We start from the raw sequence: 13,181 nt of genomic DNA on the forward strand, positions 1-13,181 counted from the left end.
TCAGGACTCTGCCTGCTTCTCCTCGAGCACTTCGAACTCGGAGATCAGCTGCGCCTCCGGAATCGAGTCAGCTTCAGCTTGGGAGACTTCCTCGACCTCGGCGTCCTGCACCGCGGGAGCGGACTCCTCAGCCGCCGGAGCCGGCGCCGGTTCGTTGCCGGCTTCGAGCTGCTTCGGCTCTTCGGTCGCGCCATCGCCGAGCAGACCCATCTGGCTCTTGAGCGCGAGAAGCTTGTCCTCCACGTCCGCGCCACCGCTCGCCCCCCCGGCTTCGAGACGCACGAACTCGGTCTCGAGCGTGTCGCCCCCGAGCGCCTCGGTGACCTCGGCGTGCGCGATGCTCTGGCGTTCCTGCTCCTCGATCTTTTCGGCCATCCGGTTGAACGCCTCGAACGCTGAGGTATCGGATAGACCGGACATCGTCTCGTGGATGCGGCGCTGTGCCTGTGCCCGCTTCTGCTTGGCTATGAGCAGATTCCGTTTGCGCTTCGCCTCTTCGATCTTGTCGTTGAGCTGGCGCAGGGAGCCCTTGAGGCTCTCCGTCTCGGCGGCCTGCTCCTGCCAGGTCTGCTGGATCATCTGGGCGCGCTCGGCGTGCTCCTGCTGACGGATCAGCGCCTGCTTCGCGAGGTCGTCGCGACCTTCCTTCACCGCTAGCATCGCTCGATGCTCCCAGTCGCGCGCCTGCTTCGCCTCGTCATCGAGCTGCTTCTTTAGCTTGCGCTCGTCCGCGATCGCCGCGGCGACCTCGCGCTTGGCTTTGGCCAGCTGGTCGCGCATGTCGATGATGATCTGGTTCAACATCTTCTCGGGGTCTTCGGCCCTCGAGATGAGATCGTTGATGTTGGATTTGATGACGGTCGACAGCTTCGTAAACATGCCCATTGTCGTCAGCCCTCCGCCTCTTCCGTGCCCGGGTCGTCGGCGTCGCCATCATCAGCGACGCCGGCCAGGGCGCGGATCCGCTCCATGTGACTGGTGGCGGCCAGTTCAATCGATTCCGTCGAGGCTCGGAGCTCGTGGAAGTCGAGCGTCTCCAGTTCGAGGGTGTCGCTGAGGATCAGCTCACCGTCCTCGAGACCATAGGCCCCGTGGACGACGTCCGTGGCGTTCAACTCCAAGAGCGCACGGTAGAACCCAACCTCGTCGTCCATCGACTCGGGAAGGTCCATCACCTTCATGCGAATCAGGAGAAGCGCGTCCGAATGATGCACCACGACCGGAAGACCGCTGTTGCGGCCCTGGACGAGGAACATGCCGTCATCGACCTCATCGTACTCGAGATCCATCCGAATGAAGAAGCTCTCGAGATCCTCTCGGGTTACCATGACCGTCTCCGTTATATGAGTCTCCGCCGGGCGGAGAATAAGGTAAAGCTTGAGCGTCGCCGCTGCAGGGGCGTACACGCCGAAGCCCGATCAGTTGCGTCGAAGAGGACCGCCCTTCCTCAACTCCCAAGCATTGGCGCCAGGTGCTGGCCCGTGTAGGAGGCCTCGGTCGCCGCCACATCTTCGGGAGTGCCCTCCACGACGATACGACCGCCACCCGGTCCACCTTCCGGACCGAGGTCGATGATCCAGTCAGCGGTCTTCACGACGTGAAGATTGTGTTCGATCACGATGACCGTGTTCCCGAGCTCTACGAGCCGGTGCAGGACTTCCAGGAGAACGCGTACGTCCTCGAAGTGCAGGCCGGTCGTCGGCTCATCGAGGATGTACAGCGTCTGGCCGGTCGCGCGCTTGGAAAGCTCCGTCGCGAGCTTCACGCGCTGCGCCTCGCCGCCGGACAGCGTCGTCGCCGACTGTCCGAGGTGCACGTAGCCCAAGCCCACCTGCTGCAGGGCCTCCAGCTTCACCTTGATGCGAGGCACGGCGGCGAAGAACTCGAGCGCGTCGTCGACGGTCATCTCAAGGACGTCGGCGATATTGTTGCCTTTGTAGAAGACGTCGAGCGTCTCACGGTTGTAGCGCCGGCCGCGGCACACGTCGCACTTGACGTAGACGTCGGGCAGAAAGTGCATCTCGATCTTGACGAGCCCATCGCCCTGGCAAGACTCGCAGCGTCCACCCTTAACGTTGAACGAGAAGCGCCCGGGGCCGTACCCACGCATTTGCGACTCGGGCAGGTTCGCGAAGAGCTCCCGAATGGGGGTGAACAGACCCACGTAGGTCGCGGGGTTCGAGCGCGGCGTTCGTCCGATCGGCGATTGATCGACATCGATGACTTTGTCGATCAACTCGAGACCCTCGATGGTGTCGTGGCTCCCTGGCACGAGTTTGCTCCGGTAGAGGTGCCGCGCCAGCGCGTGGTACAGCGTCTCGTTCACGAGCGTCGATTTTCCGGACCCGCTCACGCCGGTCACGCATACGAACAGTCCGAGCGGAAAGCTCACGTCGAGCTTCTGCAAGTTGTGGCCGCAGGCGCCACGCACGGTGAGCGAGCGCCCAGCGTCGACCGGTCGGCGCCGCGCCGGAACCGCGATCCGCCGGTCGCCGCGCAGATAAGCGCCGGTGAGCGACCTCTCTTCGGCCAGTAGCGCCTCAATCGGACCGCTCGCGACGACCTCCCCGCCGTGACGCCCCGCGCCGGGCCCGAGGTCGACGATGTAATCAGCGCGCCGGATGGTCTCCTCGTCGTGCTCGACGACGAGCACGGTATTTCCGAGATCGCGTAGACGTTCGAGCGTGCCGAGAAGTCGCGCGTTGTCCCGCTGGTGAAGACCGATCGACGGCTCGTCGAGGATGTAGAGGACTCCTACGAGCCGACTTCCGATCTGGGTGGCAAGTCGGATCCTCTGCGCCTCACCACTCGAGAGTGAGCCGGCCGCACGGCCTAGTGTGAGGTAGTCGAGCCCCACGTCGCTAAGGAAGCGTAGGCGTTCTCCCACTTCCTTCAGGATCGGTCCCGCGATTTCGGCGGAAAGCGGCGGGCCAAGAGCCCCGTCCTCCTTCCCCTTCTTGCCGTTCCGCTCCCCCTGCACCGGCAACGAATCGATGAAGGCCCGGGCCTCCCCAATCGGAAGCTCCACGATGTCGCCCAACGAGCGCCCGCCGATCGTGACCGACCGCGACGCGGGCTTCAGGCGGCTACCCTCGCACGCCCCGCACGGGAGCGTCGACATGTAGTCGTCGAGCTGGTTCCGAACCGCCTCCGATGTGGTTTCCCGGTACCTGCGATCGATGTTCGCGAGGATGCCTTCCCAGCGATCCTCGTAGTGGCCCTTGAACTTCCCGCTGCCCGACTTGTACGGGAAGCGGATCTTCATTGCGCCTGAACCGTGGATCACGGCATGGCGCACCGTCTCTTCGAGCTCTCCCCACGGCGTGTTCGGATCGAACTCGTACGCTTCGGCCAATCCGGGGATCACAGAGCGCCGCAGGTGCCCCGATGGATCACCCCACGGGAGGATGACCCCCTCGAGGATCGAGACGCTCGGGTCTGCGATGAGCAGGTCCGGGTTCACCTCTTTCCGAGTACCGAGGCCCCCGCATTCCTCGCACGCTCCGTAGGGCGAGTTGAAGGAGAACTGCCTGGGCTCGAGCTCCGCGAGGTTGGTGCCGCAATTCCCGCATGCGTAGTGCTCGCTGAACAGGTGCCCGACCGATTCGGTCCGTTTCCGGTGCTGGATCACCTCGAGGATGCCGTCACCCGTGCGAAGCGCGGTTTCCACCGAATCCGCCAGCCGGTCGCGGTCCTCCGCTCGGATCACGAGGCGATCGACCACCACCGCGATGTCGTGGTTTTCGTAGCGGTTGAGCGAGGGCGGTTCGCGTAGGTCGTGCGTTTCGCCGTCCACGCGAACCCGTACGAAACCATCCTTGCGCGCGCGCTCGAAGACAGCGGCGAACTCGCCCTTCCGGCCCCGCACCAGGGGGGCCAGCAGTTCGACACGCGTGCCGTCCTTCATCCTGAGCAGTGCGTCGACGATCTGACTGGCCGACTGTCGCACCACGGGTTCGCCGCAGGTCGGACAGTGCGGCGTGCCGACGCGGGCCCAGAGCAGGCGCAGGTAGTCATATATCTCAGTGACCGTGCCGACCGTGGAGCGCGGATTCCGGCTCACCGTCTTCTGCTCGATCGAAATCGCCGGTGAAAGACCCTCGATGGAATCGACGTCGGGCTTTTCCATCAAGCCGAGGAACTGGCGCGCGTACGCGGACAGCGACTCGACGTATCGGCGCTGCCCCTCGGCGTAGATCGTATCGAACGCGAGCGAGGACTTCCCCGAACCCGACAGTCCGGTGATCACGATGAGCCGCTCCCTCGGCAGCTCGACGTGGATGTTCCTCAGGTTGTGCTCGCGGGCGCCGCGCACGATGAGCTTCTCGTTGCGGCGCGGCTCGGCGGACATAGTTCGTCCCATAGCCTGAAAAACTAACCGCGCACGCAAGTCGTGCTCAATCCTGGGGATGCGCCCGAAAATGGCGGCCGCGAGACGACAGAGAGGGGCGGCTACGCCAGCGTCAGCGGCCCAACTCTCTGAAGATGAACACGCCCCAGACCTTCGGCGATTCGACTCCCAAACGTCCGAAGCTGCCGCTGCCGCTCCGCAGGAACCGGTCCTCGATGAATCCCTCGACCGTGTAGTCGTCGGAGAGCGACCATTCGATCCGCGCTCCGCCCAAGAAGCTGCCGCCCGCAGCCTGCCCGGACAGGGGCCGGAAGACGATCACCATGAACGTGTTCGGTCCCACGTACTGGCCGATCTCCACCTGCGTATTCGCGAGCGAGTTGGTGAGGCCCGAGGTAAGCGCGAAGTCGCCGGCCTGCGTGATCGACAAGTAGTCGACGCCGATCCCTTGAGCGAGCGCAGCCCCGATCTGGGACGCGACCGTTCCAGACAAGTATGTCACGACGGAGCCGGCGGCGCCCTCGAGGAACGCGGTTTGGCCCGTGGCGAGCTCCGCGCTGGAGCGCCCGAAGACCAGGTAGCTCACGAGGTCGGACTGTACCAGCCCGGCCTCCTCCGTCGAAAGCGTGACCCGGGGAAGCGTGAGCGTGCCCCCGACGTTGGCATTGACCTCCAGAGGCTCACCCTCGATGCGCCGGATCCGGCTCACCGCCTGGATGTCGAGCGTCGGGTTCATGCCCGGCGTCCCCGGGAAGCCGACGGTACCACCGGCGACTTCGAAGCGACGCCCCAACACCGCATACGAGCCACGTAGCGCTTGTAGCTCCCCGATCATGACGAGGTCCCTGTCGCGCCGCGAGTACCGAACCTGGAGCTCCCCGCCGATCTCCACGTCCATCTCGGAGGACCGAAGCCAGGTGGCCCTGGGAACGGCGAGGGTCACTTCGGCTCGCAAATACTCGAGGAAGGGAAGGTCGCGCAGCAACGGCTGGGTCAAGAAGGCCGTCGTGTCGGCACCGAACAGTCTCGGGTTCGAGAGATCCACGATCCCCGCGTTCCTCGCGAACTCGTCTACGAAGATCGCGGCCTCGTCCACAGTGAGGTCTCCTTGCACGAATGGGCGGCCGTATCGGCCGCTCAGAGTGAGCGCTCCACTCACGCGACTCTCTATGTCCCGCCGCTGCACGCTTTGGAAGCCCTCGAACGTGAACTGGAGGTCGAGGCCCGGGTCTGAGATCGGATCCAAGATCAGTGTGCCGGTGACCTCGGCACGGCCGGTCGCGTTCAACGACAGGTCGACCTCGGCTGTTCGGTCCGGCTTGAGCGTCAACGTACCGTTGACCTCGGAGTGGCGAACGCCGAGCACCTCGATCGACCAGCCCCCCGTGGAAAGCGTGATGACCCCATCCGGCTCCGGCGCCTCGGAGGTACCACCTAGGCGTATTTCCCCGGACACGGTACCGACGACGTCCTCGAGCGTCCCGAAGTACGCGAGCGCTACCGCGGCATCGAGGGAGTCGGCCACCACTCGCAGCTCCATCGGCAGCGTGACCTGCCGGCGCTCGACCTCGGTCAGAGACAGATCGATCGGTACCGCGCCGACGGCGCTCAACACCCGTCGCTCACCCTCCCAGACCTCGACGCGAACATCCGCTTCCTTGCCCCGATACTCCAGCTCGCCCGCGACGCGCGTGAACAGGACGTCCGCCAGGCTAGGCTCCTCGAGCTCGAAGCGCCCCTCGATGACTGGATCGTCGGCGGGCCCGCTCACCGACAGCGTGAGATCGAGGTGCCCGCTTACGGCGACGTCGTCGAACTCCACTACACGGGCCACGCGCTCAATGTGAAGGCCTTCGATCACCAATTCGAAGTCAGACACATGCGAGCGCGAAAGCGTGCCGTCGGCGGTGATCCTCATGTGGTCGTGGTCGTCCCGGCGCAGTTCGAGGCCCTCGATGGAGACCGATCGCTCGTCCCAAACCACGCGACTCGGATACGCGAGGTAGTATTCGAGCGAGTCCAGCGTCGCCGTCGCCTCCTCCAACCGGACCGACCCCCCCAGCGAGTCGAAGTCGAACCGGCCCCTCGCCTCGAGTCGCTCGCCGGGGCCCCTCTCGACTTCGAGCGCAGCCCGTCCCTGCCGCCGAGTCATGTCGGCGTCCAGATGGGCCCGCTCGAACGAGCGGCCCTGATACTCCACGCCGAACGCGTCCAGCAACACGTCCCAGTCCCCCGAGAAGTCGGGGAGCTCGTTCGCGGTCAGGTGCACGCTCGCGCTGTCGACCCGGTTGTGACCGTACACGGCCCCTCGTACCTCCATGTCGAGTTCGACATCGAGCGCGTCGACGGATCCCACGAGGCGTATCGTACCGTCGACCGACCCGTACATGCGCACGTCCGCGGTGTCGGGGAGAGCCTCGACGTCGATACCCTCGAACGTCAGGCGCGCCGACTCCAGAGCACTGAGGGTGTCCTTGGCGATTACGGTGTCGCCGAGCAAGAGCGGACGGAGGCCCCCGAGCGAGTCCGTCGAGAAAGTGAGCCGGACCTCGCCGTCGAGCGGTGCGGCCATGCCGAGTCGTCCCTCGCCCGAGACCACAACGCCGCCGAGCACCGCATCGAGACTGTCGAGGGTCAGGATCCCCGCCGAGGCTCTCAGATGAGCCGTCACGGTGTCGATGTGCAGGCCCCCGATCCGGGACCGCGTTACGAACAGTGTCGCAGCCGCATCCATGGAATCGACGCGGATACCCCGGCCTTCCACCGAGAGCGTGCCGCTCCACACGGAGGGAGTCGGAAACCGGGCGCTGAACCGATCGAGGGGAACGGATTCGGCGGAAGCGTCGAATCGGTAGAACGATCCGAGCCGTCGCATGTCCGCCACGCCGTCGAAGCTGACCCTTCCACCCGCGGCGTCGAAGTCGCCTGATAGCTGAAGGTCGCGCAAGCGGCCCACGCCTCGCACGCGGCCGCTGACCTCACCGCCCAGCTCGAGATCCGGCAGCAACTGCCCCAAGATTCGTAGCGAGAGCGGTACGACGTCTGCTTGCACATCCGCGAGCCACTCGCCTGTTTCCGTTCGCCTCAACGCCCCGCTCACCCGCACGCGCGAAGTCAGCAACGCGTCTCCCTGATGCGACGCGTCGGCAACGAATTGCAGCCCGTCATCCGCCCAGCCCGAAATCTCGAACGCGAGCGAACCTGATCCACCCAGGGAGGCATCCGGGGCGACGACGTTCAGCAGCTGATAGTTCAGAGGGTCCAAGCGCGCTTCGAAGGTCGTCGCCCCGGGGTTCGTCCCTCCATGCAGCGTGCCGCTGAAGTTCACGGTCGTCGGAGAACCTCCGTACCCGGTCGGGACGAGCGTCATCCGACCACTCGTCACCAGATCGGTCAGCGTCCCGGAGAGGCGCACCTGCCCGCTGAGCCAGCCGTCGAGCGGAAGATCCCGCCCGATCCAAGGCTCGAGCCTATCGAGGGCGAGCGGGTTCACCGTCACATCGAGAGCGTCGAGGGAGATCTGTTCGCCGAGGACGACCCGGCCCCCCACCGTGACACTGCTCGCCTCCAACTCGATCCGGACCTCCTCCAGAACGATTTCCGTCGACCCGGAGACCGAGATGCGAGCACCGCCGCGGAACGAACCGGACGGGATGCGGTCGTCGAGCCACTTCAGGTCCTCGAGGTCGCCGTCCCCTTCGGTGCTCAGCGAGGCCGTGAGCGACCAGGGACCATCCGGCTCGCTTGGACCCGCCGAGATCTCACCTCGCAGCACTGAGCCCGGCAGACGAATCCGACCCTGGGAGAGGGTGATTCCCGCTGAGCCGTAGACGATCTCTCCGGATGCCTCTTCGAGGCTGACGGGCTCCGCGACGACCGCGGCTTTCATGGACAGGGCCGTGAGCTGGGCCGCAAAGAGCCGGGCCGGGTTGGAGAGGTCGAGTACAGCGTTTTCGAGGTCGAGGTCGAGCTCCTCGAAGGCGAGCCGCCTCAGAAGTCCTTCCCCGTCCGGCGACGGGACGGTTGGAGACGCGGTGTCGTTCCCAACGGGAGTCAGCAGTCGTACCGTCCCACCCCGCACCTCAAGGCGGTCCACTGCGAGGAAAGCGAGCGGTTGCTCAGCCTCCGCTCCCTCCGCCACGACCGGATCGACGCGGGTCTTGATCACGCGCTGGATGTTGAAGAACCGCTCCGAAGGATAGCGGGAGATCTCGAGATCGAGGCCCCAGACGGTGACCGAGGCGATGCGTCGCACATCCGGGTTGAAAATCTCTAAGGGGGAGAATCGCAGCCGGACCGAGTCTGCGCGCAGGAAGGGTCGACCCTCCTCCGCGTCGAGCTTGAGACCTCTGAGCGTGGCGCCGGTCAACAAGTTCCCGCTTCGAATTCCGTCCACTACCAGGTCGCCCGCAAGCGAAGCGCGCGCGCGCTCCAGCATCAGGTCCAGCGCGATGCGTTGGCCGCGACCCGTTTTCACGAGCAGGACGGATACGCCGATCAGCCCCAGAACCAGCACCACCGCCAATGCGAACAGACGCCCGGGCCACCTCCTCCTGCTGGGGGCCGCGTCCGGAGCCGATTCGGCGGACTCGGGCTGCGTCGCTGACCGGGTCGACTCGCTCATCAGAACGCCTGGCCGATCGAGATGTGGAGTTGTAAGCGTCGCAACGACAGCGAGGACGACTCCCCGAACAAGACCCTCGGGCCGAGCACCGCGAGTTCGTTCGATTGGACGAACGGGATACTCTCCCCATCCACGAAGATCCGGTCGTCTGGCTCATCCTCACCGTCTGCAAACGGCCGCAACTGCGACGTCACGACGGAGAGGGCCTCCCCGCCCCTGAAGCGGTAGGCGACGTCGACTCGGATCGGGCCAATCGGGCTCAGGAAGCGAATGCCGGTGCCGGGGGTGACCTCGAGGTCGCCGAGGTCGACCGACTCGGTCGCACCCCAAAGCTGTCCGGCGTCGACAAAGGCGACGCCTTGCAGGCGGGAGCCAACCCTGAACCGGAGCTCGAGGTTGGCCTCGAGCACTCTGGTACCGCCGGTCGGGCGGGGCATGAAGCCCCCCTCTTCCAGCCCAGTCGCGTCGCAACTGAGATCGATCACCTGAGCGGTCGTGCATGCGCTTCCCGTGCTCCTCTCATCCAGGAGTTGGGCCGGATCGACCGTCAGAACTCTCGGCCCCAGGCGGCTCTGCGCAAAACCGCGTACCGAGTTCGCACCGCCCGCGTAAAACCGCTTTTGGGGGTGCACGACGTCGACGCCCACCCCCGCGCCAACGAGCTCGCTGAACGGCCCAGCTCCGACCCACCCACCCCGCACCCGGGCCGCCAGCACCCCCGACCCCTGGCTGGCGTACCAGGTTCCCTCGGCGACCACGCGATCGTAGCGGAAGTTGGAGCCCGTCCAAAACGCCGCATGCTCGAGGTCGACAACGAGGTTATAGCCGCGAGTAGGATTGAGTGGGTTGTTCGCGAGAACGCGAGTGAAGTTGATGCCTAGCGGAGCGAGCCAATTGGAACTCTCCAGGATCTCGATATCGTCCGGTGTACACACTAGGAGTCCCGTACAGAACAGGACGCCCGCCGCATCGAGACGCGACAACTCAGGTCGGTACGAGAGCGTCAGCGGGGTCAGCGGCCCGATTGCACGGGTCAGCGCGAGGTCGAGACCGACCGCACTCCGGACGAAGACATCAGGGAGGCTCTGCCGCTCACTGAACACCGAAGCCACGAACGAATTGCGCGTGGAGAAGATCCACGGCTGAGCGAAATCGAGGGCGGCGAGCCAGTTCAACTTCGCGAACGATCCGCTGCCACTCGCCGGACAGAGGATGTCGTGGAAGTCCGCGGCGAGAAGGTTCGCGACCCGACCGCGGAGCTGCAGAATACGGCCGCCGCCCATGAAGTTGCGGGCCGTCCCGCGGGACACGACGTCGAAACACTCCGCCGTGCTCCAACCGGCTCCGTAGCGGAGCCGGTATTGATCCCCTTCCTGTACGCGCAGCGTCACTGGGATCACTGAATCGGGAGCGGTCGAGAGGTCCCGGCGGCGGAGCTCCCATTCAGCGATCGGGATGCCGAACGGTTCCACCCGAGCACTGCTCACGATGTCGAGACCGAACAAGCGGGTCTGCGACTCCAAGAGTTGGTCCCTTCGGAAGAGGCGACCGGTCCGGATCTGTGCGGTCCGCAGTATCGTCGACTCGCTGAGGTTCTCATTGCCCGCGATCGTGATCACGCCGTACTCGGAGAGCGGCCCGGGGTCGACATCGAACGTCACCGCCGAGCTGTACGGAGCGTCCGCAGGCCGCATGGAGGTTATCAACACCTCTGCGTAAGCGTATCCGCGATTCTGAAGTCGCCGCTCGAGAGCATCGCGTGTGGCATCGAGCGCGTAGCCGCTCATTCGGTCACCAAGCTCGAGCGGCAGATCCTCCAACAAACCTTCGTCGTCTAGTCCTTCGACGCCCAGCACTTCGATACTGTCGACCACGATCGGTAGGCCCTCGACAACCGTGAACGACACATGTGCCCGTCCGTCCAGCGTGTCGACGACCGGCGGCCCGATGTTCGCCTCTGGAAACCCACGAACCCGATACCAGGCGACCAGACGGATGCTGTCAATCGGGATCTGAGAGTCGTTCAGGTAGAAGCGCTGCACCGCGAAGTCTGCGCCGAAGAGGCAAAAAGGGCTGAGTACCGCCGATCGGCATTCGCTCTCTCGGGTCACGATCGCGCGGGCCAGGGAGTCGTCCGGGAACAACTCGTTCCCGTGGAAGCGGACCGAGGCGACGTCGGTGCGCCCGACCTGAGCTGAGGCCGGAGGCGGCACGAGAGAAGTCGCACCGATCAGAGCCCAGGCGAAAATCCGTCCGAGGGGGCACCGGCGCACGCCTACGCGTCCCCTCGCTGTGGCTCGCCCGACCGCCCGTCGACCTCCATGCCCAGCAGCTCTCGCGCGAGCAGAAGCCGCGTGAAGTAGAACGTGACGATACCGACGCTCACCGCTACCGCGGAGGAGATGACAATGGCGCGCAAGTCTTCACCACGATCGGGGCGATTCCGGAGATAGCGCACTTCTACGTCCCGCCCCCGCCGACGCGAGCCGCCGGCTCGGGCATGCCGGGGCGCGCTACGGTAATCATCTCGCTTGGCTCGAAAGCTGTTCCCCGCGCTTCGAAGAAGTGCGGCGTCACGGTGATCCGGTCGTCGAGCACTTCCACCACGTTGGTGCTATTCCGCCGCGTCTCCTCGCCCCTGCCCCGGCAGGACGTCGTGGTACCCGCCGTGATCAACGGCACACCGGAACCCTCTCCTGGGATCAGGTCTCGCGACGATGCGACGTGCGTCATGTGCAGATGGCCGCCTAGCACGAGGTCCACGTTCATCGCCTCGATCTGCTTCAAGATGCGCTTGGCACCCGGTATCGGTGCCCCGCCTTCCTCCCCCGGGGGGCTTATCAGATGGTGGTGGATGACCAACACGCGCACGCCGGCGGCGGCAGCGCTCTCAAAGTTCTTGCAAGCAAACGAGAGTTGCCTAGCTGAGATGCGGCCGTTCACGATCGCCCGAAGAGGAGACGCCGAGTTCAGTGCAATGATGATCGCACCTGCAACACGCGCAACCGAGTCGCGATCGCGCGGGATCTCACGGCTCCAATGCCAATACGGCAAGAGTATCCGCTCCCAGACGCGGTACAACGGCACGTCGTGGTTGCCGAGCGTCACCACGAGTGGGACGGTGGGCAACCGCTGCAGGAATTCCCAGGCCGCGCGAAACTCACGTTGCTTGGCGCGTTGAGTCAGGTCCCCGGACACGACGATGAGGTGCGGCTCCACTTCGAAGGCGAGCCGCCGAAACGCCTCTGCCGCCCTGGGCTGGAACGGTTTCCCGACCTGCAAGTCCGAAGCGTGCAGAATCTTCAGTGTACTCGTCCTCATGACGCGGGAGCAGCCACGTGCTCACGGCGCACGCGAGTCATGCCTATGATTCCGACGGCCACAATCGCCAGGCTGATGAGTTGTGCGAGTGTGAGTACTCCGAAGAAGCGGTCGTCCTTGGCCCGCAAGAACTCGACCAGGAAGCGTTCGACTCCCGCGAGCGCCAACCAGAGCATGAAGAGCCATCCGGCGGGACGACCGTCGCCGCGCATCTTCCAGAGGAAGAAGAAGATCAGCGTGCTGAGGCCGACCTCGTACAGTTGCGTCGGGTGCACCGGCACGATCTGTCCGTACTTTTCGACCAACGCGGGGTCCACGGCGATGCCGAGGCGCTCGATGTTGTCCACGCTGGTCGGCGGAGCTCCCCGCGGGAACGCGATGCCGAGCCAGGAGTCGGTGGGACGGCCCCAGTCGTCTCCGACGAGGAAGCAGCCCACGCGGCCGACCGCATAGGCGAGCGCCAGCGCGGGCGCGATCACGTCCGCCATCTTCGGCAAGGGCAGTTTCTGGCGCTTGATTTCCCAAACGCCAAGAGCGGTCGCGAGCAGAAAGCCTCCGTACCAGACCAGGCCACCGCGCGACAGGAGCAACCCGGCCGGGTCGCTGGCAAGCCTCTCATAGTTGAGAAGCACGTAGTAGAGCTTGGCGCCCACGATGCCGCCGATGACGCCCATGAACACCAGGTCCCACGCCTTGTCCGGATCCTCACCCATTTCGCGCATGCCGGCGCGGATGACGTAGCCACCCGTGAGAAAGGCGAAAAGCATGAAGACCCCGAACGAGGTGATCGCCTCACCGCCAAGCAGCGGGAACCAGTCTGGAAGATCGAAAATGACGGGATACATGTGCCTAACTTGGTGGGACGGAGTCTCGACCGGAACAGGC

The 13,181-nt window shown here is 65.2% G+C and carries 8 protein-coding genes; all 8 read right to left on the reverse strand.

All coding sequences use genetic code 11. The features are described from left to right. The 8 genes from IIB36_02770 to IIB36_02805 all read right to left on the reverse strand — a co-directional run bounded on the left by IIB36_02770 (nucleotide 1) and on the right by IIB36_02805 (nucleotide 13,141). Nucleotides 1–885 carry a PspA/IM30 family protein gene (locus IIB36_02770; GenBank protein MCH7530668.1) on the reverse strand — a complete coding sequence of 295 codons (885 nt, stop codon included), beginning with the start codon at nucleotides 883–885 and terminating at the stop codon, nucleotides 1–3. A gap of 5 nt (nucleotides 886–890) precedes the next feature. Then, nucleotides 891–1,328, reverse strand: coding sequence for a YbjN domain-containing protein (locus IIB36_02775; GenBank protein ID MCH7530669.1), 438 nt, complete (start codon nucleotides 1,326–1,328; stop codon nucleotides 891–893). Between the two features lie 119 nt (nucleotides 1,329–1,447). Further along, the gene (gene uvrA, locus IIB36_02780) at nucleotides 1,448–4,351 is read right to left on the reverse strand and encodes an excinuclease ABC subunit UvrA (GenBank protein ID MCH7530670.1); all 2,904 of its coding nucleotides are present in this window, start codon (nucleotides 4,349–4,351) and stop codon (nucleotides 1,448–1,450) included. 112 nt (nucleotides 4,352–4,463) lie between these two features. Next, on the reverse strand, nucleotides 4,464–8,975 hold the full coding sequence (locus IIB36_02785) for a translocation/assembly module TamB (protein MCH7530671.1): 4,512 nt from the start codon (nucleotides 8,973–8,975) through the stop codon (nucleotides 4,464–4,466). Continuing rightward, nucleotides 8,975–11,248, reverse strand: a complete 2,274-nt coding sequence (locus tag IIB36_02790) for a BamA/TamA family outer membrane protein (GenBank protein ID MCH7530672.1) — start codon at nucleotides 11,246–11,248, stop codon at nucleotides 8,975–8,977. Before IIB36_02790 ends, IIB36_02785 begins: the two co-directional genes overlap by 1 nt. 2 nt (nucleotides 11,249–11,250) lie before the next feature. Further along, entirely contained in the window at nucleotides 11,251–11,394 is a 144-nt protein-coding gene (locus tag IIB36_02795; GenBank protein MCH7530673.1) for a hypothetical protein, read from the reverse strand. Between the two features lie 41 nt (nucleotides 11,395–11,435). Next, the gene (locus IIB36_02800) at nucleotides 11,436–12,296 is read right to left on the reverse strand and encodes a metallophosphoesterase (GenBank protein ID MCH7530674.1); all 861 of its coding nucleotides are present in this window, start codon (nucleotides 12,294–12,296) and stop codon (nucleotides 11,436–11,438) included. Then, complete coding sequence (locus IIB36_02805) at nucleotides 12,293–13,141, reverse strand: prolipoprotein diacylglyceryl transferase (GenBank protein ID MCH7530675.1); 849 nt, start codon at nucleotides 13,139–13,141, stop codon at nucleotides 12,293–12,295. Before IIB36_02805 ends, IIB36_02800 begins: the two co-directional genes overlap by 4 nt. Nucleotides 13,142–13,181: the final 40 nt, after the last annotated feature.

This window comes from Gemmatimonadota bacterium (genome assembly GCA_022560615.1).
Classification (GTDB): domain Bacteria; phylum Gemmatimonadota; class Gemmatimonadetes; order Longimicrobiales; family Gaopeijiaceae; genus UBA1138.